Raw genomic sequence first — 24,032 nt, 5'->3', positions numbered from 1 at the left:
TCCTGTCTTAACGTATGCCTGTACGACCGTACAGGACGGCCGTCGAGTTGGGGGAGCTGGCGATGACGCGCTTTCTGGGACGACTGGGCGGCTGGTGCGCGCGGCATGGGCGGATCGTGCTCGCGTTATGGGTGATCGCGGCGGTCGGACTGATGGGCGGCAGCCTGGCGCTCGGCCGTCCGGTGAGCAACGACGTGACGATTCCCAACACCGACGCGCAGCGGGCGCACGACCTGATGCTCACGGGCTTCGGCCCCGGGCTCGCCGCGGGCGGGACCGTGCAGCTCGTCGTCTACGCGGACAAGGGCCTGCTCATCGACAAGGCCATGAAGGCGGCCGTGGAGCGGGCCGTGGACCGCATCCGCACGGTGCCGCACGTCGTGGACGCCGAGACGCCGTACCGGCGCGGCGGCATCGCCGCGAACCTGCGCATCGGGCTCATCACCGTGCGCATGGAGGGGCAGGACAACACCAAGCTCGCCGAGACCACGCAGGCGCTGTCGAAGGCCGCGGACCCGGCGCGGGCCGCCGGGCTGGAGGTCGTGGCCGCGGACGCCTCGACCCCGGCCGACAAGGAGATCAAGACCGGGCCCAGCGAGATCATCGGCGTGGTGTGCGCGCTGCTGGTGCTGGTGTTCGCGTTCGGGACGCTGGCGGCGGCGCTGGTGCCGATCTTCACGGCGCTGGTCAGCGTCACCACGGGGCTGGGCGTGATCGGCCTGCTCGGGTACGTCATGGACGTGCCGAAGCAGGCGGGCATCATGGCCACGATGATCGGGCTGGGCGTGGGCATCGACTACGCGCTGTTCCTGCTGTCGCGGCATCGCCGGCTGCTGGAGTCCGGGGTGCCGGTCGAGGAGTCGGTCCGGCGTACCGTGGCCAGCTCGGGCGGCGCGGTCGTGTTCGCGGGCGGCACGGTGATCATCGCGCTGAGCGCGCTGATGTTCGCCGGCTTCCCGTTGCTGAGCACGATCGGCTGGATCACCGGCATCTCCGTCGTCACCGCCGTCCTCACCTCCGTCACGCTGGTGCCCGCCCTGCTGGGGCTGCTCGGGCACCGCATCAACGCGCTGCGGATCCCGTTCCTCGGCCGGAAGCGAGCCGAGGGATCCGGGTGGGGCGGACTGGGCTCGGCGGTGGCGCGGCGGCCGTGGACGGCGCTGCTGTCCAGCGTGCTCGTGCTCGCCGCCCTCGCCGCGCCCGCCCTCGCGCTGCGGCTCGGGCCCCTCGACGCGGGGTACGGCGTGAAGGAGTCGGACTCGCGGCGCGCGTACGAGCTCATGGCCACCGGGTTCGGGCCCGGCAGCAACGGCCCCCTGGTCGTCGTCGCCACGCTGCCCGGCAAAGTAACGAAGGCCACCGATCCCATCGTGGACCGGCTCTCGCGGGAGATCGACGCGGTGGGCGGAACCGCGTACGTGGCCCCGGCGAAGGTGAACACCTCTGGCCGATCGGTGATGATCCAGGTCATTCCCGACTACTCGCCGAGCGACACCCGCTCCGCCGAGGTGGTGCGGGACGTCCGGGCCATCTCCGTGCCGGGCGTCGGGGTGCACGTGGGCGGCAAGGTGGCCGCCATGGTGGACGCGGGCGACCGCATGGCCGAGCGGACGCCGCTGGTCGTCGGCGTGGTCGTGCTGCTCAGCGCGCTGTTGCTGCTGCTGGCCTTCCGCTCGCCGGTGGTCGCGATCAAGGCGGCGCTGATGAACCTGGTCTCCCTGGGCGCCGCCTTCGGTGCACTGGCGCTGGTCTTCTCCATCGGCCTGGGCAGCGGGCTGGTCGGCATGGACGCCCCGTCGAGCGCCTCGTACCTCCAGACGATCTTCTTCACCGTGCCGATCGAGAGTTATGTGCCGCTGATGCTGTTCGCGGTGCTGTTCGGGCTGTCGATGGACTACGAGGTCTTCCTGCTGACCTCCGTACGGCAGGCCTACCTCAAGCACGGCGACAACAGCCGCGCGGTCGCCGAGGGGCTCGGCGCGACGGGCCGGGTGATCACCTCGGCGGCGCTCATCATGGTGGCGGTGTTCGTCGCCTTCATCGCCTATCCGGATCCGCTGGTCAAGACGTTCGGCGTGGGACTGGCTGTGGCCATCGCCGTGGACGCCACGATCATCCGTGGTTTCCTGGTCCCGGCCACCATGGTGCTGCTCGGCCGTCTCAACTGGTGGTGCCCCCGCTGGCTGGACCGTCTCCTGCCCAACCTGTCGGTCGAGGGGCACGAGGAGGAGCCCGCCGCGCCTCCGGCCAGGGACCTGGTCACCACCGCCTAGCGGATCCACAGGCAGAAGGGATGCCCGGCCGGGTCGAAATAGACCCGGACGTCGTCCTGCGGCTGGTACTCGGCGAGGGTCGCGCCCGCCGCCACCGCGTGGGCGCCCGCGGCGTCGAGGTCGTCCACCTCGATGTCGAGGTGCATCATCATCTGCTGGTCGCCGGGGCCGGCGGGCCAGACGGGCGGGACGTGGGCCGGGTCGGTGCTGAACGACAGCCCGGCGCCACCGCCGTGCGGGGGACGGAGCGTCACCCAGCCCGGCTCGTCATCGTTGATCTGCCAGCCGAGGAGCCGCTGGTAGAAGATCGCCAGAGCCTTGGCGTCCGTGGATTCGAGCACGGTGGCGGAGAGCGCGAAATGTGGCGTCATGGGACCATGTACTGGTCGTGGCGCAGGTACAGGTCCGTCCACTCCTCGTCGGTGAGCTTACGGCCGGTGCTCACGATCTCGGCGAGCTCCTCGAAGTACGCCTCGCGCGGCGCGCCCGGGGTGAACAGGATGAGCATCGAGACGGGCGCGCCGGACTCGTTGCGGAACCCGTGCACGCCGCCCTCCGGCACGTGCAGGAAGTCGCCCGGGTTGCCGTCCGCCCACTGCTTGCCGTTGTAGAGCTGGACGGTGCCGGACAGGACGTAGAAGGACTCGGTGATCGTCCGGTGGAAGTGCGCTCCGGCGCCGCCGGGGCGGGGTCCCATCTCCCAGCGGTACAGGCCGAACGCGCCGTTGGTCGAGCCGCCGGTGCTCAGGTAGTGGACGTCGGTGCCGCGGGGGTCGGCGCCGGGCGCGTACATCCGGAGGTCGGGAGGCGTGTCGGCCGCGCGCAGGATGCCGCTGGCCTCGCCGGCGTCGCCGAAGTAGCGGGCATCGGGGTAGGACATTTCATGACTCCTCGCTGTTCCTTATGGAATGCGAGATTAGAAGACGACCACCGTTCTTGCCACCGTGCCCTGCCGTACCTGCTCGACGGCCTCGTTGATCTGCTCCAACGCCACCCGTTCGGTGATCAGGCCGTTGAGGTCGAGGCGGCCGCGCAGGAACTGGCCGGCCAGCATCGGGAGGTCCCGGTGCGGGGCGGCGTCGCCCCCCTGGGTGCCCATGAGGCGGCGTGAGGAGAACAGCAGGGCCGGGTCGAGCTCGACGGGGTGACCCGCGGGCGGGCTGCCGACCATGACCGTGGTGCCGCCCGGCGCGGTCGCCGCGAACGCGCTCGCCAGCACGCCGGGGACGCCCGTGACGTCGAAGGCGTAGTCGACGCCGCCCCTGACCAGCTCGCCGACCTGGGCGGGGAGGTCGGCGGGGACCAGGGTGTGGGTGGCGCCGAACCGTTCGGCCAGCTTGAGCTTCTGGTCGGCCACGTCGGCGGCGACGATCGTGGTCGCGCCCGCCAGCACCGCGCCCTGGATGACGTTGAGTCCGACGCCGCCGCAGCCCACCACGAGGACGCTGGAGCCGGGCGTGACCTGGGCGACGTTCAGGACGGCGCCGACGCCGGTGATGACGCCGCAGGCCAGCAGGCACATCGCGGCGAAGGGCGCGTCCTCGGAGATCTTCACGCACGTGGCCTCGCGGACCACGGCGTACTCGGCGAACGCGCCGATGCCGATGAAGCGCCGGGTCTCCTGGCCGTCGAGCGTGATCCGTGGCTCGCCGCCCATGATCGCGGTCATCCTGGCCGGGCCGGAGCACAGGTGGAAGCGGCCGGCGCCGCAGTTGCGGCACTTGCCGCAGGGTCCGCTCATGGAGATGATCACGTGGTCGCCCGGCTTGACGGCGGTCACCCCGGCGCCGACGCTCTCGACGATGCCGGCGCTCTCGTGGCCGAGGATGAACGGCAGCTTGTGGACGACCGGGCTCTTGCCGTCGATGGCCTTGAGGTCGGAGCCGCAGACGCCGGACGCCTTGATCTGTACGCGCACCTCTCCGGGGCCAGGGTCGGCGATCTCCACGTCGCGGATCTCCATGGGCTGGTGGAAACCGGTCAATACGGCCGCGCGCATCAGCATGGGCCTCACGCTAGCCGGGCGGGTGATTGTGAGCAAGCGATTGCTCGGCACCGTTGACACCCCTGGCGGGCAAATTTACGCTGACCAAAAACCAAGCGAGCGCTAGGCCAAAGTGCCGTGCGCCTTGCCGTACAAAGGTGAGAACGATGGTGCGACGACATCAGCGGCGGAGTGCGGCGATCCTGGCGGCGGCGGCAGTGCTGTTTACTGGGCTGCTAGCAGGATGCGCGGCCCAGCAGAAGAGCGCGGGCGGTGGTACGGCGGGTGTGACCGACACGACCGTGAAGGTCGGCGGGGTGCTGACGAAGACCAGTGCCAGCGGCTACTCCACCAAGGACGCCGAGATCGGGGCGAAGGCCAGGTTCGAGCGGGCCAACGCCGAAGGCGGCGTCAACGGGCGGAAGATCGAGTTCGTCGGCGCGGAGGACGACGGGCAGGACGCGGCCAAGGGCGACGCCGCGGCCAAGAAGCTCGTGCAGAAGGACCAGGTGTTCGCGCTGGTGCCGGTGCATGCGCCCAACTTCGGCGGCGCCGCCTTCCTGGAGCAGCAGGGCGTGCCGTGGTTCGGCTGGGCGACCGGGCCGCAGTGGTGCGGCACCAAGACCGGGTTCGGCTACAGCGGCTGCCTGGCGCCCAAGAAGGGCGCGGGCTCGCAGACCTGGTGGGGCAGCCAGATGGCCGACCTGCTCGGCGGCGCGAGCGGCAAGACCGTGTACGTGCAGACCACCGACTCCAGCGGCAGCAAGTACGGCGGCACCACGATCTCGCAGTCGTTCCAGGCGGCGGGGTTCAAGCTGGTCGGGCTCAACTCCGGCCTGCCCGCCGCGGCGCCGCCGCCCGACTGGCTGCCGTACGTCAACAAGATCATGACGGCTGACGGCGGCAAGGCGCCCGACGTGCTGGTGTCGATCATCGCCGGCACCAAGTTCAACGTGGGCCTCTACTCGGCGCTGAAACGGGCCGGGTACAAGGGCGTGCTGACCGACGCCACCAGCTATGACCCGGCCATACTCAAGGATCCGGCGATCGCGCAGGCGCTGGAGGGCGTGGTGGCCGCGCCGATGTTCGAGCCGTTCGAGTCGAACGCGCCGGAGATCGCCGCGTTCAAGGCCGACGTCGAGAAGGTGTCGCCCGGCGCCACGCTGACCCAGCACATGGCCATCGGCTACTGGGCCGCCGACATCTTCCTCGACATGCTGAAGAAGACCGGCAAGGACCTGACCAGGGAGAAGTTCCTGGCCACCGGCAACGGCTCCTACACCTACGAGAACGCCGGCTTCGGCCGGGTCGAGTACCCCAAGGACCACAGCGAGCCGAACGGCTGTGGCGCCCTGGTCAGGCTGGAAGGCGGCGCCTTCCGGGTGGCCAAGAGCATGAAGTGCTTCGACAACGTGCCGCTCAAATGATCCTTGGCTACCTGCTCAGCGGCCTGGTCACCGGGGCGATCTTCGCCGTCATGGGGTCGGGCCTGACCCTGTCGTACGCGGCGACCGGGGTGTTCAACTTCGCCCACGGCGCCGTCGGGTTCCTGACCGCGCTGCTGTTCTACCAGCTCAACCTGGCCGCGGGGGTGCCCGCCTGGCTGGCGGCGCTGCTGGCCGCCGGGGTGTTCGCGCCCGCGCTGGGCTACCTGCTGCACCTGGTCATGTTCAGGGGGCTCGCCCAGGCGGGGGAGACCGCGCAGATCGTCGGCACGATCGGCCTGACCATCGCGCTGCCCGCGCTCGGCCTGCTCGTCGTGGACCTGCTCGGGCTGCCGAGGGCCGACGGCACCACCCTGCCGCGCGGTATCGGGCCGCACCCGGTGCTCGGTTTCGAGGTGCTCGGCGCGCGGCTGGACACCGACCAGCTCATCACGTTCTGCTTCTCGGCGGTGGCCGCCCTCGGGCTGTGGGCGTTCATGAGGCACACGCCGTACGGGCTGCGCATGCGGGCCTCGGTCGACCGGCGGCGGCTGGCCACGCTGCGCGGCATCGACGTGGACGCCACCTCGGCTCTGGCCTGGATGCTCGGGTCGGGGCTGGCGGGGCTCGCCGGGGTGCTGGCCGTACCGGTGCTCGGGCTCGACGCCACCGCCTACACCGTGCTGCTGTTCGCCTCGGCGACGGCCGCGGTGTTCGGGCGGCTGCGGTCGATCCCGTGGACGTTCGCCGCGGGGCTGGCGCTCGGCGTGGTGCAGAACCTGGTCGCCGGGTACACCGACTTCCTCGAGGAGATCACCGGGCTGCGGACGGCGGTCCCGGTCATCCTGCTGTTCGCCGGGCTGGTGCTGCTGAACAGGTCGCGAGATCGGGTGGCCGGGAGCGCGGCCGAGGACGCGCCGCCGCCCGACCACCTGGCCGGGGTGCCTGCCTGGCGACGGCGGCTACCGTGGGTGCTCGGATCGGTGGCGCTGCTCGTCTTCACCTTCGCCGGTCCCGAGTACTACGTGGACCGCGCCGCCCAGGGGCTCGTGCTGGCGCTGATCTTCTGCTCGTTCGTGGTGGTGACCGGGATCGGCGGCATGGTGAACCTGGCGCAGGCCGCCTTCGCCTCGATGGCCGCGCTGACCTGCGGGTGGGCGTTCTCGGCCGGGTGGCCGCTGTTCGCGGCGATCGTGGTGGGGGTGCTGGCGGCCAGTGCGGTGGGCATGCTGGTGGCGCTGCCCGCGCTGCGGCTCGGCGGGCGGGTGCTCACGCTCGCCACGCTGGCGCTGGCCCTGCTGGCGGACCAGGTGCTGTTCCAGGTGGACGCGTTCAGCAACGGGACGATCGGCTGGGCGCTGCCCGCGCTCGGCTTCGGGTTCGCCGACACCTCCGATCCGCGGGTGCGGGTGGTGCTGCTGCTCGCGCTGATCGGGCTGGTCGGGCTGTTGGTGCGCAACCTCGAAAGGTCGGCGTCCGGGCGGGCGATCCTGGCGGTCCGGTCGGCTCCCGCCGCGGCCACCACCTCGGGGCTGTCGGGGCCGCGGGCCAAGATCGTGCTGTTCGCGCTGGCCTCGGCCATCGCGGGGCTGGGCGGGGTGCTGTTCGCCGTGTCCAAGGGGTCGATCACCGCTACCGATCTGCCGGCGTTCTCCGGGTTCGTCTGGCTGGCCGTGGTGGTGCTGCAGGGGGTACGGCGGATCGGCGGGGCCGTGCTGGGCGGGCTCGTGGCCGTGGCGGTGCCGGAGCTGTTGGAGACGTGGGGGGTGTCGGCGCAGGTGGGGGCGATCCTGTTCGGGGCCGGGGGGATGATCCTGGCCAAGCATCCGGACGGGGTGCTGGCCCAGCTCGCCGAGTCCCGCCACCGGCGACGCCAGGCGAGGGCCACCGCCGCCCCAGCGGAGGCCGTGTCCGCTCCGGTGCAGCCCGCATCCGCCTCGCCAAGCGGAGTGGCGGGCGTGGGCCCGGAGCCGCTGTTCCGGCTCGACGGGGTCGTGGCGGGGTACGCCGACTGCACGGTTCTGCGGGGGGTGGATCTCGAGGTGCGGCCCGGCGAGGTGGTGGCGTTGCTGGGTGCCAACGGTGCGGGCAAGTCCACCACCTGTGCCGTCGCGGCCGGAGACCTGCCGGTGGCCGCCGGACGGGTGCTGCTCGACGGCGTCGACGTCACCGCCTGGCCCGCCCACCGACGGGCTCGGGCGGGGGTGCTGCTGGCTCCCGAGGGGCGGGGCGTGTTCCCCGGTCTCACCGTGGAGGAGAACCTGCGTACCTGGCTGGCCGAGCCCGACGCCGTCTACGAGCGGCTGCCCCAGCTGGCCGCTCGCCGTACCGTGCTGGCCGGCGCGCTGTCCGGCGGCGAGCAGCAACTGCTCACGCTCGCCCCCGCGCTGGCCCGGCCGCCCAAGGTGCTGATCGCCGACGAGCCGTCGCTTGGCCTGGCGCCGCTCGTGGTGCGGCAGGTGTTCGAGGTGTTCGCCGAGCTGCGCGAGCGCGGGGTGGCGCTGCTGCTCGTGGAGGAGAAGGCCACCGAGGCGCTGGCGATCGCCGACCGGGTGGCGTTCATGCGGCTCGGCCGCGTCGTGTGGACCGGGCCGCGCGCCGAGGTGGACGGCGACCGCCTGACCGCTGCCTACCTAGGAGTGACGTGATGCTGGCCGTACAAGAGGTGTCGGTGGCGTTCGGCGGGGTGACGGCGCTGGACGCGGTGTCGTTCGAGGTGCCCGAGGGGCAGGTCTGCGGGGTGATCGGGCCGAACGGGGCGGGCAAGACGACGCTGTTCGACGTGGTGTCGGGCCTGCGCCGGCCGAGCGGTGGCTGGGTGCGCGTGGCGGGCGAGGACGTGACCGGGGTGTCGCCGGTCAAGCGGGCCCGCGCGGGCCTTCGCCGTACCTTCCAGCGGACGCAGGTCTTCGGGCGGCTCACCGTGGCCGACAACGTGCTGGCGGCGCTCGACTGGCACGGCGGCGGGGGCGGCCTGATGGCCGACCTGGCCGGTCTGCCCGCGCGGCGGCGGCTGGACCGCGAGCGGCGGGTGCGCGTGGCCGAGGTGCTGGAGCTGTGCGGGCTGGCCGAGTCGCGCGACGCCTACGCCGCCGCGCTGCCCGTCGGTCAGCGCAGGCTGGTCGAGCTGGCCCGCGCCATCGCCGACCGGCCGCGCCTGCTGCTGCTCGACGAGCCCACCTCGGGCCTGGACGCGGACCAGACGGTACGCCTGCGCGCGGTCGTCCACGCGCTGGACACCACGGTGCTGCTGGTCGAGCACGACATGGGCTTCGTCATGGACACCTGCGACCGGCTCGTCGTCCTGGACCTGGGCCGGGTCATCGCCTCCGGCACCCCGGCGGAGATCCGCGACGACCCGGTGGTGCGAGCCGCCTACCTGGGCTGAAGGAAGATCGTGAGACCATGGCCGGCTTCGGAGCGCTAGACCGGCACTAGACCGCGAGTCACCGGGTGATGGCGGCCAGCATGAGACGCCGTGCGCGCGCCGGTGCGGTGGCGTCGGCGAGTAGCTGAATCTCCTGGTTGGCCGACATCGCGATCCCTGTCAGGGCCGTCACGAGGTCGTCGGCGTCCAGCGTCGTGGCGATGTCGCCCGCAGTCTGCGCGATCACGATCTGCTCGCGCAGGAAGGCCCGCCATCGGGTCACGGTGGCGAGGAGAAGGTTCCGCAACTCGCCTGGTCGGCCATCCAGCTCGCAGGAGGCGGCGGTAACGAAGCAACCGTTGGGAAACGGGCTGCTATCCAGGTAGCCGCACCACAGATCGATCGTCACGCGCAGGCGCGGCAGACCCGACTCCACCTGCATGCTCGGCGCAACGACGGCGGCGATGAACATATCGGCTGCCTTGGTCAGAACGGCGAACTGCAGTCCGGCGCGGGAGCCGAAGGGGCCGACGACGCCCGCCTTGCTCATGCCGAGGGCATCGGCCAGGGAGCCGATGGTCAGCGCGTAGAGGCCGTCGGTGGAGGTCTTCGTCACGCCGGTGGCGACGATTCGGTCGCGGGTCAGCTGGGCCGCCTCGGCGGATCTTCTCATGGTTGACGAGCTTAGCAAACGATCGTACGCTAACCGCTCGATAGTGAACGATCGTACGCTAAAGGAGTCCGGAAGATGCGCATTCGGTGGCTGGGCTGGGCCGGGGTAGAACTGGAAGCGCAGGGTCACAGCGTGGTGATCGACCTGCTCGGCCGCCCGGAGGGAGTGCTGGAGGGCACCCCGCTGTCGGCGCCTATGCCGAAGGTCGTCCGGCCGCACACCGAGGGGGACGTGATCGCCGGGCTGTGCACGCACCTGCACCGAGACCACACCGATGCCGTGGCACTGGCCGAAGCGCTCCGCCCCGACGGCCGGGTGCTGCATCCCGTGTCCTTCGGCGGCGACGACCACGAGAACCTGTGGACACTCAAGGCCGACCGTGAGCTCGACGAACGGAACCTGTCCCGGCACCCGATGGGTCTGTGGGAGACCATCACGATCGGCCCCTTCACGATCGCGGCCGTTCCAGCCGTCGACACTCTGGGTGATCCGCAGGTGTCCTGGGCCATCGAAGCCGGCGGAAAGCGCGTGCTCCACCTGGGCGACAGCATGTTTCATGGCTACTGGTGGCGCGCCGCCCACCGGTTCGGGCCGTTCGACGCGGTGCTCACTCCCATCAACGGGCCGACCGTGTGCTTCCCGCACTGTCAGCCCCCCGAGCCCCTATCCGGCCTCGCTCGACGCCGGCCAGGCGGCCGTGGCTATGCGCCTGCTGGGAGCGAGGATCGCGGTGCCGATCCACTACGACGGATTCCACATCGACGGCTTCTATGACACGCAGCCCGACGAGCTTTCCCGATTCCTGGACGCGACCTCGGCCGAGGCCTATGAGGTCGCCGCCCTCAAGCAGGGCGAGGACATCACCCTCTAGGGGCGCAGGACTGGTGTCCGGTCTGGCTCCTCAGCCGAGGCGGGCGGCGATGCCATCGAGGACGTGTTCCAGCCCGGTCTCGGCCAGTGCACGCAGGGTCTCCTGCCAGCCGACACCGTCCGGGACATCGACCTCGCCGTAAGGTCGACCATCAGCTCCAGGACCGCAGGCGGCATGAGGTCGCGAGCAACATGTTCCGCCTTGCTTGCCGGCGGTCCAGCATCTCATCGGCGCGCTGATCGCTACGGTCCCGTGCGGTCCGCCAGACAGGTGAAAAAATACGACACAAGGTGTCGGGTTTTGGGTCGAGCATGGTGCCACCGGTCGGCGTCGATGGCGGACGTGGACCAGGGCCTACGGATATAGACAAGGACCTCAATGCGCGAAACGCCAGAAGAGCTCAAAGAGCTCCAGGCCCTCCTTGAAGCCTCCCTCTCCCGCTCCACCTCGCACCTCCGCTCGATCGTCACCGAGCGCACCCTGACCGCGGAGCAACTCACCCAGATCCTGGCCGGCATGTGTACTCTCGCCCTGTCCACCGTGACGGCGAAGGGCGAGCCGCGGATCAGCGGTGCGGACGGGCACTTCCTGCACGGAAAGTGGTACTTCGGCACGGCGCGTAGCGCCGCCAAGGCCCGCCACCTCGCCACCCGCCCCGCGGCCAGCGCCGCGCACATGCGAGGAGAAGACCTGGGCGTGTTCACACACGGCGTGGTGGAGATCCTCAACCCCCAAGACGGCGAGTCGGCCCCAGACTGGCCCGACCTGCTCGCGTACTTCAAGGACTTCTACGGCGACGACGTCTTCGACTGGGACAACGACGTGGTCTACTACCGGCTGCATCCGCACTGGATGACCGTCTACGCCCCCGATGTCGCGAAGCTCACTGCGGTGTCCCAGCCCTGATCGCCGGCACAGACCCTCGCGGGACCGTTCGGGGCGGCCGCGCCGGTGCAGTCCCTGCCGCGCCCACAGGACGCCGAGTCGCCAGTCCTGCGGAACGATCAGGCCGCCTGCTCGTCTGTAGTGCCGCCAGGTGCCGCCAGCCACGGCATCCGGTGGACGAGGCAGTCGCGCACGCCGCCGCCCACTCGGTGGACGTCCGGTCGAAGTAGTCGATGGCGACGGCCCGGAACCCCGCCTCGGCGAACCGGACCGCCGGCTCGCGGTAGAACGGGTGCAGCCCGCGCGCGTCCGGCAGGATGACCACGCCGCGCCCGTTCGGCACCGCGGGCTCGGCCCGGTGGGCGAGGAAGGTGTTGCCGTCGGCGGCGGTCAGCTTGAGCGGCTCCTGAGAGGCGGCCCGGCCGTGGATCGGTGGGGCGGGCGCGGAGTGGCACATGATCAGAGCATATTGACGGACGTGCCGCGGAACGCGGACCACGGGCCGCGCGTCCCTCGGAAGCCGTGGTCAGTACAGCTGGGCGAGCTAGTACGACGGCGCGGCCCTGAGTGCCGCCAGCAGGTGCGCGTGCACCCTGGCGACGGGCGCCCTGGCCAGCCCGCCCGAGCGGACCGCGAGGTAGCCGGTGTTGATCGGCGCCAGCTCCGGCTCCGCGAGCGCGACCAGGCGGCCAGCCGCCAGATCGGTCCCGCACAGGTACGCGGGCAGGACGGAGACGCCCATCCCGGCCCGCACCGCGTTCAGCACGCCACGCAGGTCGGGGATCACCACCTGCGCGGCCATCGACGGCCGCCGCCCGAAGACCGTCCGCCAGTAGCGGCGCACGATGGGCAGCTCCTCGGCATAGGCGATCAGCGGCATGGCCGCGAGATCCGCCGCCGCGGCCAGCTCGGGACTGGCCACCAGCAGGAACTCCTCGTCGTACGCCGGCTCCGCCTGGACGCCCCGTACGCGCGGCCGGATCGTGGACACCACCAGGTCGAGCCGCCCGGCCGCCAGGTCGGCGAGCAGGCCGTCGGACAGCCCGAACGTGGTGCGCAGCCGCAGCCCGTCGCGCACCAGCGGCGCGAGCAGCGGGATCACCTGCTCGCAGACGAACTCGGCCGGGCCGCCCAGATGGATCGCCTGCTCCGACGGCAGCTCCGCGTCCACCACCGCGTCCAGCGCGTCGAGCGAGCCGGCCACCCGGCGGGCCAGCTCGTCCGCGGCGGCCGTGGGGGCGACGCCGCGCGGCAGCCGGTCGAACAACGGCCGGTCCAGCGCCGCCTCCAGCGTCTTGACCTGCGCGGTCACCGCGGGCTGCGACAGGCCGAGCGTCTGCGCGGCGGCCGTGATGGAGCCCGTCCGGTGAACCTCGAGGAACGTCCTGAGCAGGTCCAGTGAAAGCGACATATCAGTATTCTGATGGCTGGCTGTCGGATTTACTATTTGTGGCTGATGGGTCGGCGGGGCGATGCTCAGGACATGACCAAGCGCATCCTGATCGCACTGACCAGCCATGACGACCTCGGCGGAGTACGGAAGACCGGCTACTACGTGCCCGAGGCGGCCCATCCCTGGGAGATATTCCAGGGGGCCGGGTTCGAGGTCGAGGTGGCGAGTGTGGGCGGCGGCCGGACGCCCGAGGACGGCTACGACCCGGCCGACCCCGTCCAGACCGCCTTCCTGGCCGACCTCGAAGAGCGGGCCGTCCCGCGGCTGGCCGACCTCGACGCCGCGTCGTACGACGCGGTGTTCTACGCCGGAGGGCACGGCACCATGTGGGACTTCCCAGACGACCCGGACGTGGCCCGGCTCGGGCGGGAGGTGTACGAGCGCGGCGGCGTGGTCGCGGCGGTCTGCCACGGCCCGGCGGCGCTGGTGAACCTCACGCTCTCCGACGGCTCGCACCTCGTGTCGGGCAAGCGGGTGGCGGCGTTCACCAACAGCGAGGAGAAGGCGGCGGGCGTGGCGGATGTGGTGCCGTTCCTGCTGGCCGACGCGCTGGGGGAGCGCGGCGCGCGGCACGAGGGCGTGGGTGACTTCGAGCCGCACGTCGTCGTGGACGGCCGCCTCGCCACCGGCCAGAACCCGGCCAGCGCCGCCCCGCTCGCCCAACGCGTCGTCGAGCTGCTGAGCTGACGGGTTGGCGGGTGAACGGGGGACAAACGCCGCCGGATGTCGGTTGCCCCGAGGCGGCCGGGATCTGATCATCGAGGGGTAGGTCAAGCGCCTCGTGGAAGAAGAAGCGACATGGCAACACACCCCAATCTGGACCCGGAGCTCCGTGCCGGGCTCGGTCAGATGATGACGATGCCCAACCTCGAGCTTTCTCGAGAGAACCTTGACGGGCAGCGGGCCCAGATCAACGCCATGTTGGCGGCCGCGCCTCCGCCGGAGACCGACGTCACGATCGAGAATCGCCACGTGCCGGGGCCCGAGGGCGCGCCCGACGTCCGGCTACGGATCTACCGCCCGGCCGGCGCCGAGACGGACCGGCCGGGGCTGTACTGGATCCACGGCGGCGGCATGATCATCGGCATCCCGGAGATCGACGACGCCATGATGATCGAGTACGCCGAGCAGCTCGGCGCCGTGATCGTCTCCGTGGACTACCGGCTCGCCCCCGATCACCCGCACCCCGCGCCGGTCGAGGACTGCTACGCCGGACTGGTGTGGACCGCCAAGAACGCCGGTGAGCTCGGCCTCGACCCCACCAGGCTGGCCGTGGGCGGCGCGAGCGCGGGCGGCGGGCTGGCGGCGGCGACCGTGCTGCTCGCCCGCGACAGGGGCGGGCCCGAGGTCTCCTTCCAGCTGCTCGTCTGCCCGATGCTCGACGACCGCAACATCACCCCGTCCAGCCACGAGTTCGCCGAGGCCGTCATCTGGGACCGGGCCGCGAACCTGTTCGGCTGGACGGCCCTGCTCGGCGACCAGATCGGCGGCGACGACGTCTCGCCGTACGCCGCGCCGGCCCGGGCCACCGACCTGGCGAGGCTGCCTCCGTCGTTCATCGATGTGGGGGAGCTGGAGGTGTTCAGGGATGAGTGCATCGAGTACGCGCAGCGGCTCGCGCAGGCGGGGGTGTCGACCGAGTTCCATCTTTATCCCGGGGCCTTCCACGGGTTCGACGGGCTGGTTCCCGACACCGAGCTGAGCCGCAGGGCCAGGGCGAACCGGCTGGCGGGGCTCAAGCGGGCGTTCCGCGTCTGACGCGGGGGTCAGGCGGGGCTTCCGCCGTTGGCGCGCAGGCGTACCAGGGCCAGGGCCAGGTGGGCGCGGAGCCGGCCGGCGGAGTCGGCGAGCGAGAAGCCCAGGACCGACTCCGCCCGCGCGATCCGCGCGGCCATCGAGCTGTGGTGCAGGTGCAGGACGGTGGCGGACCGGCGCACCGAACCCTCGGCGCAGAGCGCCCGCACGGCCGCCTGGGCCTCGCCGCCGAGCCGCTCCATCGACCGCACGTCGGCCAGCTCGGCGATCGCCGCGTCGGGCACGTCGGCGTAGAGGGCCAGCGCGCCCAGCTCGGTCCAGCGCACCACGCGGTCGTGCGGCCCGGTGAAGCGCAGCGCGGTACGCGCGCCCGCCCACGACTCGGCCACCCGCGAACCAGGCAGCTCGGGGCCGATACCGATCCGTGCGGAGACGGGTAGCTCGGGGCCGATGCCGATCCGTGCGGAGTCTGGCAGCTCAGGGCCGATACCGATCCGTGCGGAGTCTGGCAGCTCAGGGCCGATGCCGACTCGCGCGGAGTCGGGCAGCCGGGGGAGCGCGGTGGCCACCAGCGCCGCCTCCGTGTCACCGATCCGGGCCGCGCGGACGTGGTGCCCCAGCGTCCGCACCCCGGGCACCAGGGCGAAGCCTTCGTCCGCGGGGATCGCGATGGCCAGCGCCTGGAGCGGCGTCGCGGGGTCGAACCCCAGCAACCGCAGCGCCCGCGCCCGCTCCGCCTCGCCGGTCTCCGCCGACAGCGCCAGCTCCACCAGCGCCGGGTCCCGGCCCTCGCGGGCCAGTGCTACGGCGCGTTCCAGCGTGACCTCCGCCGCGGCCGCGAGCCGTTCGAGGACGATCTCGTCCAGCCCGTGCGGGATGCCGTCGCGCTCCATCCAGACCGCGCCGAGCCCGGACGCCAGCTCTCTGACGGCCGGCTGGTCGGTGCCCGGGTGGTCGACGTGGCCGTTGGGGAACGTGCGGGTGCGCCGGCCGGTGGTCGCGTCGAGCAGGCCCACCGGGCACTGGGTCAGCCGCGCGGCCGCCGAGAGCAGCACCGGGACGCTCACGTGGTCGCGTACCAGCGAGTCGAAGTAGGCGATGACGCGCACCGCGCTCTCCGCGTCGGTGTCCAGCGTCGACAGTCGGAGCAGCAGTCCTCGCACCGCTTCAGCGTATGTCTGAAAACGGCCACCTGGCGAGGCGACCAAGCGTACGCTAGGTTGGTCGTGTGGATCTCGACTTCTCCGCGGCCGAGCAGGACTTCCGTGCCGAGGTCCGGGACTGGCTCGCCCGTCACGTACCCGATGGGCTGCCGTCGATGGACACTCTCGAGGGCTTCGCGGCGCACCGCGCGTGGGAGGCGCGGCTCGCCTCCGCGCGGCTGTCCGCCGTCTCCTGGCCGCAGGAGTACGGCGGGCGGAACGCCTCACTGATCGAGTGGCTGATCTTCGAGGAGGAGTACTGGGCCGCGGGCGCCCCCGGCCGGGTCACCCAGAACGGCGTCTTCCTCCTGGCCCCGACCCTGATGGCGTACGGCACGGAAGAGCAGCGGCGGCGCTGGCTGCCCGGGATGGCCAAGGCCGATCAGGTATGGGCGCAGGCGTGGTCGGAGCCGGAGGCGGGCAGCGACCTGGCCGCGCTGAAGTCCCGGGCGACCCGGGTGGAGGGCGGCTGGCGGCTGTACGGGCAGAAGACGTGGAGCTCCCGCGCCGCCTACGCCTCGCACGGGTTCGGCCTCTTCCGTACCTCGGATGAGGGCAGGCACCGGGGGCTGACGTACTTCATGTTCCCGCTCGACGAGGTGACGGTCCGGCCGATCGCGCAGCTCGACGGGCTGCCCGGGTTCGCCGAGCTGTTCTTCGACGGCGTCTTCGTGTCCGACTCGATGGTGCTCGGCGCCCCCGGCGAGGGCTGGCGGATCGCGATGGCCACCACCTCCTCCGAACGCGGCCTGGCCCTGCGCAGCCCCGGCCGCTTCCTGGCCACCGCCGACCGGCTCGTCCACCTGGCCCGCGACGCGAGCCCCGAACTCGCCGACCGGGCGGCCCGCTGCTGGACCGACGCCGAGGCGTACCGCCTGCACACCTTCGCCACCGCCCACCGGCTCATGTCGGGCGCCGAGATCGGCTCGGCGTCCAGCATGGGCAAGGTCTTCTGGTCCGAGCTGGACCTGCGGATGCACACCCTGGCCATGGAACTGCTCGGCGAACGGGCGGGGGAGACGCCGTGGCTCGACGGGTTCCTGTTCGCGCTGGCGGGGCCCATCTACGCGGGCACGAACGAGATCCAGCGCAACATCATCGCCGAGCGAGTCCTGGGGCTGCCCCGATGACCTTCGCCTTCACCGACGAGCAACTGGCCCTCGCGCAGACCGTACGGGATGTGCTGCGCGCCCACTGCCCACCCGCCGCGCTGCGCTCCGAACGCCGCCCGGCCTGGGAACAACTGGCCGGGATCGGGTTCTTCGGGCTGCTCCTGCCGCCGGACGCCGACGGGCTCGGGCTCCGCCTGGTGGACGCGGTGGCCGCTCTGGAGGAGACCGGGCTGGCCTGCCTGCCCGGCCCGGTCGTGGAGACCGCCGTGGCGGCGCCGTACCTGCTGGACGATGTCGCCAAGCTCGCCTCCGGGTCGGTCTGCGTGAGCGTGCTGCTTCCCGGCCAGGCGTACGCGCCCGACGCCGACCTGGCCGACCTGCTCGTGGTCGCGCGCGCCGACGGCCTGCACCTGGTCTCCAGGGAGTCCGTACGACTGGCGCCCCGGCCCGGCGCCGACCCGTGCCGGAGGCTGTTCGACGTCTCTTTCGACGAGTCCGTACTGCTGGACCGCTCGTACGTCCCCGCTCTGCGGCGGGCCACCGTGGCGACGGCGGCGCAGCTCATCGGGGTGGCCAGGCACCTGCTGTCGGTCACCGTGGCGTATGCCGGGGTCAGGTCCCAGTTCGGGGCGGCCATCGGGTCGTTCCAGGCGGTCAAGCACCAGTTGGCCGACGTGGCCATCGCGCTGGACTTCGCCGCTCCCCTCGTCTACCGGGCGGCCCTGTCGGTGGACCGGCCGGTGCCCGAGGCGGATCGGGATGTCAGTGCCGCCAAGGCCGCCGCCGGTGAGGCGGCCGCGCTGGCGGCCCGGGTGGCGTTGCAGGTTCACGGCGCGATCGGCTACACCGACGAGCTGGACCTGCGGTTCTGGCTGGGGCGGGTCTGGTCGCTGTCGGCCGCGTACGGTGGCTCCGCCGTACACCGGGCCCGGGTCCGGGCGTCGGTGATCGGCGGCGATCTGAGGCGGTACCCGTGAGGTTCGGCGTCCCGCTCGGCCTCATTCACCCGGCCGCGTGGAAGGACGTGGCGGTGGCCGCCGACGAGCTGGGCTTCGAGTCCGTGTGGCTGCCCGAGCACCTCGTGTTCAGCACCGACCTGTCGCTGGCCCTCTACCCGGGCACCTCCGAGCCGGGCATCAAGCCGTCCACGCCGCTGTTCGACGCGCCCGCGTACCTGTGCTGGCTGGCCGCGCTGACCTCCAAGATCAGACTCGGTACGGCCGTGCACCTCTTCGCACTGCGCCACCCGTTCGTGTCGGCCCGCGCCTTCGCCACGCTCGACGTGGTGTCATCGGGCCGGGCCATCTGCGGGGTAGGAGCGGGCTGGTACCGGGGGGAGTGGGACGCGGCCGGCATCCCCTTCGCCTCGCGCGGCGCACGGCTGGACGAGGCCATCGAGGTGGCCAGACTGCTGTGGAGCTCGCCGGTGGTCACCCATTCCGGGCAGTTCTACTCATTTCCCGAGGTGGCGTTCGAGCCCAAGCCCGTACAGCACCGGCTGCCGATCCTCTGCGGCGGCGAATCACCCGCCGCCCTGCGCCGGGCCGCGTCGCTGTGTGACGGCTGGATCAGCATGCCGCACACGCTGGAGTCGATCAGACCGCAACTGGGCCGGCTGGCGGCGCTGCGGGGGGAGAGACGCTGCTCGGTGACGGCCCACGCGTACTCGCTCGCGTCGCCGGACGAGGTGGCGGACTGGGCGGCGCTGGGCGTGGACCGGCTGATCGTCCGACCGTGGACGCGCAGCCGCGACGCCGTCTCCTGCCTGGCGGCCTTCGCCGCGGACTACGGGGTTACTTCGCGTTAGCTTCGGGAGTGTGTGACGGTCGGGTCCTGCGGGCATCGGAGGCGGCAACCTATAAAGGCACACGGTCCCCGTCCAGCCCTGAGTCGGACCGGAGCGGGCACCGGACATACGTCAGTGCCCGCTCCGCGACCGGTCGCTGACCAGCGCGGACGACGCGCGCACGATGGCTTCCCGCAGTCGCGCGAGGCCGGGGTCCGCCGCCGAGGCGGCGCGTGCGGCGAGGAACAGGTGCCGGTCGACGGGGCGGTCGAGCGGCATCAGTCGCACGCTGGCCGGGAGTCGGTCGATGGCGAGATCAGGAACCAGCGCGACTCCCGCGCCGACGTTCACCAGCGCCAGCAGCACCGCGAAGTCGATGGCCTCGGCGGTCACCCGCGGCGTGAAGCCCGCTGCGCCGCAGGCCCGGACCACCATGTCGTGACAGCTCCGCTCTCGTCGCGGGACGAGCCAGTCATCGGTGGCGAACTGCTGCAGGTCGACGGGCCCGGTCACTTGGCGACCGCTCGGGACCGCCAACCACACGGGCTCGGTGCGCAGCGGCCAGATCGAGAGATTGCGGGAGTCGACCGGCTCCAACGACGAATAGGTGTGCGTGATGGCGATATCGGCGTCGCCGGAGCGCAACGCGCTCAGGGACTCGTCCGGTTCCATCTCGACGAGCTCGATACGGAGCGAGTTCTGACCCGAGGCGCGGAGGTCGGACCACGTTGCCGCGACGATGGTCCGGGCCGCGGACGGAAAGGCCGCGACACGGTAGGTGCCCGCCGCTCCGTCACGCAGCGCGCTGACCTCCATCTCGGCCAGGGTCAGTCGCTCCACGATGTCAACGCCGTGCTGGGCGAGCAGGCGGCCGGCCGGGGTGAGACGTACGTTCCGGCCACTCTTCTCGGTCAGGGTGACGCCGACTTCCCGTTCAAGGGCCGCCAGCTGCATCGAGACGCCCGGCGCGGTCTGCCGAAGGTGCTCGGCCACGGCGGAGATCGTCCCCAGCCGCTCGAGTTCTGCGAGCATGCGCAGTTTCCGAGCATCCAACATATCAATGAATCTTACTTATTCCCTCAGAACAAGTAAATGGTGCTTTGTGGATGTTGCGCGCAAACTGAGGCATGACCTGCTTTCGGACACCCCGTATCCCGAGTAACGCCCTGACAGCGCTCGCGGGCGCCGTGGTCGTGGTGTCGTGGGCCAGCGCCTTCCCGGCGATTCGGCTGGCCGCCCCCGAGCTGGGTGTGGCCGGGCTGTCACTGGTGCGACTTCTCGTCGCCGCTGTCGTTCTCCTGGCCCTCGCGCCCGTGACCGGGCTCCGGCTGCCGGCCCGACGTGACCTCCCGCTGGTCATCGCGTGCGGCGTCTTCGGCATGGCCGCCTACCAGGGCCTGCTCAACTGGGGCGAGCTCCACGTCCCCGCCGGCACGGCGAGCATCATCGTCGCCGGCACGCCGCTGGTCAGCATCGCCATCGCCGCAGGCGCCTTCGGCGAACGGCTGACCATCGTCAAGATCGCCGGAAGCGCCGTCGCGATCGCAGGTATCGCCCTCGTGTCCACCGCACGATCGGACGTCTCCGTGACCACCACCAGCTGGATCGTCATCGCGGCCGCGGTCGTCCAGGGGATCTATCACCCGCTGACCAAACCCCTGCTGCGCCGCTACACCGGCCTCGAGGTGGCGACCTACGGCATGGTCGTCGGTGCGGCCCTCACCGTCCCCTTCGTCGGCTTCGCCTGGAACGACATGACCACCGCCGACGGAAGCGCGTGGTGGTCCGCCGTCTACCTCGGCGTGGTGCCGTCCGCCCTGGGCTTCGTGATGTGGGGATACACCGTGGCCAGGGTCCCGGTGGCCACCTCCACCTCGCTTCTGTACCTCGTGCCGGCGTTTGCCATCCTGATCGCCTACGTCTGGTTGGGCGAGACCCCGAAGCTCGTCGAGCTCTTCGGCGGCATCGTGGTGATCGCCGGCGTCGGGTCGGTGACCCTTGGCGACCGGCTCCTTTCACGGGTCCGGCGCCCCCAGATGGCCGTCCCCGAGCAGGTGCCGATCCTCAGTCATTCGGAAGATCGCTCATGACCACGCCACACCTGGTGGGCCGTGACGAGGCCGCCACCCGGTTGCGTGGATGCCGCCAAGGACGGTGGCGCCCGTCTTGCCGTCGGGGATCCCGGCGTCGGCAAGACGGCGCTGCTCGGCGTCGCGGAGTCCGTCCTGGATCTGTCGCTGCGATCTGAAGGGGCAGTATTCGCCGTAGCCCAGCATGCCGTTCGAGTGCCGCTCAAGGCGGTTCCAGCCGGTGGGACCGGACCCGGCCGGGCCGCCGCGGCACACGTCGGCTTCCGCGGGACCTGTCCTCACTCGGCGATGTCGATCACGGCCTTGCCCGTTGTCGTGCCCTTTTCCACCGCGTCGTGGGCATCGCCGACCGAGGACAGGGTGAAGCGCCGGGGGTCGACGAGTGGCTTGAGCGCTCCGGCGTCGGCGAGGGCTGCCGCGTCGCGCAGGATCTCGCCGTGGTGGGTCCGGCCTTCGCCGGTGAGCATCGGGAGCAGGACGAAGATGCCGGAGTAGGTGGCACCGCGGAAGGACAGCGGCGCGATGCTGTGGGTACCCCAGCCCAGCGCGCTCACCACGTGCCCGGTGTGGACGCGGACCGCGGCGAAGGAGGCGTCGAGGGTGGCTCCGCCGACGGTGTCGAAGACGATGTCGAAGCCCTCGCCGCCGGTGTGCTGGGCGATGTAGTCGTCGGCCGCAGTGGTGGTGTAGTCGATCGCCGTCGCGCCCAGCCGTTCGATGGTCTCCAGACTCCGGGGCGATCCGGTGGCGAACACCTCCGCGCCACGCGCCAGCGCGAGTTGGACGGCCGGTCGCCCGGAGCGAAGCCGGTGACGCCCGCGCCGACCTGTTCGGCGACGCCCGCCAGATCCATGCCGAGCACGGCGGGCAGCCGGCTCCGGGCGTGGGCGGCATTCCCTGCCCGGATCTTGGTGTCGAGCGGGTTCACGCCGCTCGCCTTGACCCGCACCAGGACCTGGCCCGGACCGGCGACCGGTGTCCCGATCGTGGTCAAGACCAGGGGGCCGCCGAACTGCTCCAGTACTACCGCACGCATGGGATCGCCTTGTCGATGACCCGGTCGCCTTGGTGGCCGGTGTTGTGCAGGATCAGTGCCATACCGTCGCGCCCGCCGGGCGACATGTTCGATGTGGATGTCGACGCCGTAGCGGGCCATGGCGGCGAACCGCTCGAAGTCCACCCGCAGGCCCCGATGCCCGGGGGCGCAGGCTCCTGAGCCCGCATAGCCACCCTGTACTGCGGCTTCTTCACCGACCAGCACCTGGAAAACCTCGACGACCCGGCACCCCGCGGCCTCTGCTCAGCGCCGACGCACGGGACAACCCGCGGCCCCATCCCACCCCGCCCGAACCCTGTCCTTGACCGACAGCCTCCCCCGTGCTGCCAGATCGCTCTATTTCATGACCTTTTGATGACCTTGGGCTCTGTAAGTTGGCGATGTGGCTCCGGCTGCGTGGGTGGAGGGTCAACTAAGCAGGCGGCCTGCATGCGCTCCGCGATCGGTGGGACCGTGATCAGCCGAACCGAAGGTCCGGCGCCATAACCAATCCGGACGTGAAACGGAGAAGCCATGTCCCAAATAGATCATCGAGGTAAAGGGGGCGTCACACTTGGTAATGGCCTCTCATCCGGAAGCGGTCGCGAAGATCATCGGTAACACGCCACCGTCCTGATGCGTCGCGCCGAGATGCGGCGCCGCTAACCGAACGGGCGGGACACTCGCGGGCGCCAGCCCGGCCTGGTCATCGCCCGCAGCCCGCGGATGACGAGCTCCAGGTGCCACCAGGCGAAGGCGTGCTTCTCGTCCGCGTCGAGCGGTCCCGGGAGGAAGTCCGAACATGGAATGCCCAACCCATCTTCACGATTGCCTGTACGAGCTGGACAGGGTGGTAGCCCTCCTGAAAAGCACGCGTAGCGAGCTGGAACAAGCCCGCGATCAGCAACGGCAGTTCGCCGCAGACGCCTCACACGAGCTTCGCACGCCCGTCACCGGGCTGCGCACCCAACTGGAGGAAGCTCAACTGCATCCAGGCGAGACGGCCCTACCCGAGCTGCTGGACCACGCACTCGCCGACATCAACCGCCTGCAGCAGATCATCAATGACCTTCTTCTCCTGGTCCACCTGGAAAGCGGCGTGACGACCGAAGAGGAGCCGCTGGACCTGGCCGAGCTGGTCCGGACCCAGGTTGACCAGCGCCAGGATGCGATCGAGGTGAAACTGAGGCTGGACCGCGGGGTGACCGTCAACGCCGTCCATAGCCTGATCGCCCGGCTGTCCACGAATCTGCTGGACAACGCGCAGCGGCACGCGACACACACCGTCGAAGCCGAGGTGTGCCACCACGATGGGAGCGCTCAGATGGCCATAACCGATGACGGGCAGGGGGTCGCCGCCCCGGATCGAGAACGGATCTTTGAAATGTTCTCCAGGCTGGACACGGCCCGAGACCGCGACCGCGGCGGCATCGGACTTGGCCTGGCCATTGCCCGTGACATCGCAGTCGCCCATGGCGGAACGCTCGTGGTGGACCAGGCACCGTGCGGTGGGGCACGGTTCGTGCTCCGACTCCCGCTGGCCGACCCCGGACCCGCCTAAGCGGCATCCCCAGAAGTGTGACGGCACCCAGCCCGGCGACCCCGCCCGGCGCCGCCAAGATCATCATCGACGTCATCCACCCCGACGACTCCTCCTCGGCAGTGACGCCGTTGCCTCCGCCCAAAAAGCCGCCGAGATCCGCGCCGCCGAAACCCTTCGGTCCGTCGATGGTCACCATCGCGTTCGACGGCTTCAGGTCACGGTGGATGAGCCCTGCGGCGTAGATGTCGCCCAGCGCCCGGCACAACCCGGAGGCCAAACCGCGCACCGAGTTCTCATCCGATTTGCCGCGGGACGAACTATGGCGTCGCTGGAGACGCACCGCCGGCTTCGCACAGGCTACGGCGTCACACCGCTCCGGCTTCGTGGTCGGCGGCCACGAGGCCCCAGATGCGCTCGCGCCGGTTGGGCACCCGCAGGAGCTCTGCGAAAGTCGGGTGTTGGGATCAGGCGCGGTGGCGGCCTCTGCGTGATCCTCCGTGGGTCGTGCGCGGCTGGGGATGCACCGGGGCGAAGGCTTGCGTTCGTGGGGCCACGAGCAGGTCGCCATCCCCGGCTCG

At 71.1% G+C, this 24,032-nt stretch carries 25 protein-coding genes and 2 pseudogenes; 15 read left to right on the top strand and 12 right to left on the bottom strand.

Features of this window, described 5'->3' with window-relative positions; translation table 11 throughout:
- Positions 1–62: 62 nt before the first annotated feature.
- Positions 63–2,273, top strand: coding sequence for an MMPL family transporter (locus KLK06_RS57195; protein ID WP_214644311.1), 2,211 nt, complete (start codon positions 63–65; stop codon positions 2,271–2,273).
- Here KLK06_RS57195 and KLK06_RS57190 read toward each other — a convergent pair.
- The 3 genes from KLK06_RS57190 to KLK06_RS57180 are packed head-to-tail and all read right to left on the bottom strand — an operon-like array spanning position 2,270 to position 4,278.
- Entirely contained in the window at positions 2,270–2,644 is a 375-nt protein-coding gene (locus KLK06_RS57190) for a VOC family protein (RefSeq protein ID WP_214644310.1), read from the bottom strand. The genes KLK06_RS57195 and KLK06_RS57190 overlap by 4 nt on opposite strands.
- Positions 2,641–3,153 carry a cupin domain-containing protein gene (locus KLK06_RS57185; RefSeq protein ID WP_214644309.1) on the bottom strand — a complete coding sequence of 171 codons (513 nt, stop codon included), beginning with the start codon at positions 3,151–3,153 and terminating at the stop codon, positions 2,641–2,643. Before KLK06_RS57185 ends, KLK06_RS57190 begins: the two co-directional genes overlap by 4 nt.
- A 36-nt stretch (positions 3,154–3,189) precedes the next feature.
- The gene (locus KLK06_RS57180) at positions 3,190–4,278 is read right to left on the bottom strand and encodes an alcohol dehydrogenase catalytic domain-containing protein (RefSeq protein WP_214644308.1); all 1,089 of its coding nucleotides are present in this window, start codon (positions 4,276–4,278) and stop codon (positions 3,190–3,192) included.
- A gap of 146 nt (positions 4,279–4,424) precedes the next feature.
- Between KLK06_RS57180 and KLK06_RS57175 the strand changes: the two genes are divergently transcribed.
- The 3 genes from KLK06_RS57175 to KLK06_RS57165 are packed head-to-tail and all read left to right on the top strand — an operon-like array spanning position 4,425 to position 9,069.
- Complete coding sequence (locus tag KLK06_RS57175; RefSeq protein WP_214644307.1) at positions 4,425–5,684, top strand: ABC transporter substrate-binding protein; 1,260 nt, start codon at positions 4,425–4,427, stop codon at positions 5,682–5,684.
- A complete protein-coding gene (locus KLK06_RS57170) occupies positions 5,681–8,329 on the top strand; it encodes an ATP-binding cassette domain-containing protein (protein ID WP_214644306.1) in 2,649 nt (882 codons plus the stop codon). The genes KLK06_RS57175 and KLK06_RS57170 overlap by 4 nt, the downstream gene beginning before the upstream one ends.
- Positions 8,329–9,069 carry an ABC transporter ATP-binding protein gene (locus KLK06_RS57165; protein ID WP_214644305.1) on the top strand — a complete coding sequence of 247 codons (741 nt, stop codon included), beginning with the start codon at positions 8,329–8,331 and terminating at the stop codon, positions 9,067–9,069. Before KLK06_RS57170 ends, KLK06_RS57165 begins: the two co-directional genes overlap by 1 nt.
- 58 nt (positions 9,070–9,127) lie before the next feature.
- On the opposite strand, the gene KLK06_RS57160 is transcribed toward KLK06_RS57165, so the two are convergent.
- Positions 9,128–9,664 (bottom strand): TetR family transcriptional regulator C-terminal domain-containing protein, encoded by a 537-nt coding sequence (locus tag KLK06_RS57160; protein ID WP_308169010.1) that lies wholly within the window; start codon positions 9,662–9,664, stop codon positions 9,128–9,130.
- Between the two features lie 132 nt (positions 9,665–9,796).
- Between KLK06_RS57160 and KLK06_RS57155 the strand changes: the two genes are divergently transcribed.
- From KLK06_RS57155 to KLK06_RS57145, 3 genes are all read left to right on the top strand, one after another.
- Positions 9,797–10,495, top strand: a complete 699-nt coding sequence (locus tag KLK06_RS57155; RefSeq protein WP_214644303.1) for an MBL fold metallo-hydrolase — start codon at positions 9,797–9,799, stop codon at positions 10,493–10,495.
- Positions 10,452–10,592, top strand: coding sequence for a hypothetical protein (locus tag KLK06_RS57150; protein ID WP_214644302.1), 141 nt, complete (start codon positions 10,452–10,454; stop codon positions 10,590–10,592). Before KLK06_RS57155 ends, KLK06_RS57150 begins: the two co-directional genes overlap by 44 nt.
- 378 nt (positions 10,593–10,970) lie before the next feature.
- Positions 10,971–11,498, top strand: coding sequence for a pyridoxamine 5'-phosphate oxidase family protein (locus KLK06_RS57145; RefSeq protein ID WP_214644301.1), 528 nt, complete (start codon positions 10,971–10,973; stop codon positions 11,496–11,498).
- Here the strand turns inward: KLK06_RS57145 and KLK06_RS57140 are convergent.
- Entirely contained in the window at positions 11,476–11,934 is a 459-nt protein-coding gene (locus tag KLK06_RS57140; RefSeq protein ID WP_214644300.1) for a dienelactone hydrolase family protein, read from the bottom strand. The two genes, KLK06_RS57145 and KLK06_RS57140, sit on opposite strands and share 23 nt — an antisense overlap.
- Positions 11,935–12,021: 87 nt before the next feature.
- Positions 12,022–12,888 carry a LysR family transcriptional regulator gene (locus tag KLK06_RS57135; RefSeq protein WP_214644299.1) on the bottom strand — a complete coding sequence of 289 codons (867 nt, stop codon included), beginning with the start codon at positions 12,886–12,888 and terminating at the stop codon, positions 12,022–12,024.
- Between the two features lie 72 nt (positions 12,889–12,960).
- Here KLK06_RS57135 and KLK06_RS57130 point away from each other — a divergent pair, with 72 nt between their 5' ends.
- Both KLK06_RS57130 and KLK06_RS57125 read left to right on the top strand, forming a co-directional pair.
- Positions 12,961–13,617, top strand: a complete 657-nt coding sequence (locus KLK06_RS57130) for a type 1 glutamine amidotransferase domain-containing protein (protein WP_250907643.1) — start codon at positions 12,961–12,963, stop codon at positions 13,615–13,617.
- Between the two features lie 111 nt (positions 13,618–13,728).
- A complete protein-coding gene (locus tag KLK06_RS57125) occupies positions 13,729–14,688 on the top strand; it encodes an alpha/beta hydrolase (RefSeq protein WP_214644297.1) in 960 nt (319 codons plus the stop codon).
- Positions 14,689–14,696: 8 nt separating this feature from the next.
- Here the strand turns inward: KLK06_RS57125 and KLK06_RS57120 are convergent, their stop codons facing one another.
- The gene (locus tag KLK06_RS57120; RefSeq protein ID WP_214644296.1) at positions 14,697–15,848 is read right to left on the bottom strand and encodes a helix-turn-helix domain-containing protein; all 1,152 of its coding nucleotides are present in this window, start codon (positions 15,846–15,848) and stop codon (positions 14,697–14,699) included.
- Between the two features lie 65 nt (positions 15,849–15,913).
- Here KLK06_RS57120 and KLK06_RS57115 point away from each other — a divergent pair, with 65 nt between their 5' ends.
- The 3 genes from KLK06_RS57115 to KLK06_RS57105 are packed head-to-tail and all read left to right on the top strand — an operon-like array spanning position 15,914 to position 18,806.
- The gene (locus tag KLK06_RS57115; protein WP_214644295.1) at positions 15,914–17,017 is read left to right on the top strand and encodes an acyl-CoA dehydrogenase family protein; all 1,104 of its coding nucleotides are present in this window, start codon (positions 15,914–15,916) and stop codon (positions 17,015–17,017) included.
- A complete protein-coding gene (locus tag KLK06_RS57110; protein ID WP_214644294.1) occupies positions 17,014–17,976 on the top strand; it encodes an acyl-CoA dehydrogenase family protein in 963 nt (320 codons plus the stop codon). The genes KLK06_RS57115 and KLK06_RS57110 overlap by 4 nt, the downstream gene beginning before the upstream one ends.
- Positions 17,973–18,806, top strand: a complete 834-nt coding sequence (locus KLK06_RS57105) for a TIGR03619 family F420-dependent LLM class oxidoreductase (protein ID WP_214644293.1) — start codon at positions 17,973–17,975, stop codon at positions 18,804–18,806. Before KLK06_RS57110 ends, KLK06_RS57105 begins: the two co-directional genes overlap by 4 nt.
- A gap of 111 nt (positions 18,807–18,917) precedes the next feature.
- Here the strand turns inward: KLK06_RS57105 and KLK06_RS57100 are convergent, their stop codons facing one another.
- The gene (locus KLK06_RS57100; protein ID WP_214644292.1) at positions 18,918–19,817 is read right to left on the bottom strand and encodes a LysR family transcriptional regulator; all 900 of its coding nucleotides are present in this window, start codon (positions 19,815–19,817) and stop codon (positions 18,918–18,920) included.
- A 95-nt stretch (positions 19,818–19,912) separates the two neighbouring features.
- Between KLK06_RS57100 and KLK06_RS57095 the strand changes: the two genes are divergently transcribed.
- Positions 19,913–20,875: a DMT family transporter gene (locus KLK06_RS57095; RefSeq protein WP_214644291.1), complete on the top strand. Its 963-nt coding sequence runs from the start codon at positions 19,913–19,915 to the stop codon at positions 20,873–20,875.
- Here the strand turns inward: KLK06_RS57095 and KLK06_RS57090 are convergent.
- From KLK06_RS57090 to KLK06_RS57080, 4 genes and pseudogenes are all read right to left on the bottom strand, one after another.
- Complete coding sequence (locus KLK06_RS57090; protein WP_214644290.1) at positions 20,870–21,157, bottom strand: hypothetical protein; 288 nt, start codon at positions 21,155–21,157, stop codon at positions 20,870–20,872. The genes KLK06_RS57095 and KLK06_RS57090 overlap by 6 nt on opposite strands.
- A pseudogene (locus KLK06_RS61180) lies at positions 21,154–21,651 on the bottom strand (zinc-binding dehydrogenase); the annotation flags it as partial. The gene KLK06_RS57090 and the pseudogene KLK06_RS61180, both read right to left, overlap by 4 nt.
- Before the next feature lie 17 nt (positions 21,652–21,668).
- A pseudogene (locus KLK06_RS63420) lies at positions 21,669–21,911 on the bottom strand (alcohol dehydrogenase catalytic domain-containing protein); the annotation flags it as partial.
- Between the two features lie 662 nt (positions 21,912–22,573).
- Positions 22,574–22,726 carry a hypothetical protein gene (locus KLK06_RS57080; protein WP_214644288.1) on the bottom strand — a complete coding sequence of 51 codons (153 nt, stop codon included), beginning with the start codon at positions 22,724–22,726 and terminating at the stop codon, positions 22,574–22,576.
- Here KLK06_RS57080 and KLK06_RS57075 point away from each other — a divergent pair.
- Complete coding sequence (locus tag KLK06_RS57075; RefSeq protein WP_214644287.1) at positions 22,714–23,472, top strand: cell wall metabolism sensor histidine kinase WalK; 759 nt, start codon at positions 22,714–22,716, stop codon at positions 23,470–23,472. The two genes, KLK06_RS57080 and KLK06_RS57075, sit on opposite strands and share 13 nt — an antisense overlap.
- 17 nt (positions 23,473–23,489) lie before the next feature.
- Complete coding sequence (locus tag KLK06_RS57070) at positions 23,490–23,696, top strand: hypothetical protein (protein ID WP_214644286.1); 207 nt, start codon at positions 23,490–23,492, stop codon at positions 23,694–23,696.
- Positions 23,697–24,032: the final 336 nt, after the last annotated feature.

The organism is Nonomuraea sp. NEAU-A123 (assembly GCF_018603905.1).
Classification (GTDB): Bacteria; Actinomycetota; Actinomycetes; order Streptosporangiales; family Streptosporangiaceae; genus Nonomuraea.
Note: the sequence above shows the minus strand (reverse complement) of the source record. Positions and strands in the feature narration are given on the sequence as shown.

Bases quoted from the DNA above. Each gene is read 5' to 3' on its own strand.
- KLK06_RS57190 (WP_214644310.1), bottom strand. From the start codon at position 2,644: ATGACGCCACATTTCGCGCTCTCCGCCACCGTGCTCGAATCCACGGAC.
- KLK06_RS57140 (WP_214644300.1), bottom strand. From the start codon at position 11,934: ATGTGCCACTCCGCGCCCGCCCCACCGATCCACGGCCGGGCCGCCTCT.
- KLK06_RS57110 (WP_214644294.1), top strand. From the start codon at position 17,014: ATGACCTTCGCCTTCACCGACGAGCAACTGGCCCTCGCGCAGACCGTA.
- KLK06_RS57170 (WP_214644306.1), top strand. From the start codon at position 5,681: ATGATCCTTGGCTACCTGCTCAGCGGCCTGGTCACCGGGGCGATCTTC.
- KLK06_RS57100 (WP_214644292.1), bottom strand. From the start codon at position 19,817: ATGCTCGCAGAACTCGAGCGGCTGGGGACGATCTCCGCCGTGGCCGAG.
- KLK06_RS57145 (WP_214644301.1), top strand. From the start codon at position 10,971: ATGCGCGAAACGCCAGAAGAGCTCAAAGAGCTCCAGGCCCTCCTTGAA.
- KLK06_RS57195 (WP_214644311.1), top strand. From the start codon at position 63: ATGACGCGCTTTCTGGGACGACTGGGCGGCTGGTGCGCGCGGCATGGG.
- KLK06_RS57095 (WP_214644291.1), top strand. From the start codon at position 19,913: ATGACCTGCTTTCGGACACCCCGTATCCCGAGTAACGCCCTGACAGCG.
- KLK06_RS57135 (WP_214644299.1), bottom strand. From the start codon at position 12,888: ATGTCGCTTTCACTGGACCTGCTCAGGACGTTCCTCGAGGTTCACCGG.
- KLK06_RS57125 (WP_214644297.1), top strand. From the start codon at position 13,729: ATGGCAACACACCCCAATCTGGACCCGGAGCTCCGTGCCGGGCTCGGT.
- KLK06_RS57175 (WP_214644307.1), top strand. From the start codon at position 4,425: ATGGTGCGACGACATCAGCGGCGGAGTGCGGCGATCCTGGCGGCGGCG.
- KLK06_RS57185 (WP_214644309.1), bottom strand. From the start codon at position 3,153: ATGTCCTACCCCGATGCCCGCTACTTCGGCGACGCCGGCGAGGCCAGC.
- KLK06_RS57130 (WP_250907643.1), top strand. From the start codon at position 12,961: ATGACCAAGCGCATCCTGATCGCACTGACCAGCCATGACGACCTCGGC.
- KLK06_RS57155 (WP_214644303.1), top strand. From the start codon at position 9,797: ATGCGCATTCGGTGGCTGGGCTGGGCCGGGGTAGAACTGGAAGCGCAG.
- KLK06_RS57180 (WP_214644308.1), bottom strand. From the start codon at position 4,278: ATGCTGATGCGCGCGGCCGTATTGACCGGTTTCCACCAGCCCATGGAG.
- KLK06_RS57165 (WP_214644305.1), top strand. From the start codon at position 8,329: ATGCTGGCCGTACAAGAGGTGTCGGTGGCGTTCGGCGGGGTGACGGCG.
- KLK06_RS57075 (WP_214644287.1), top strand. From the start codon at position 22,714: ATGGAATGCCCAACCCATCTTCACGATTGCCTGTACGAGCTGGACAGG.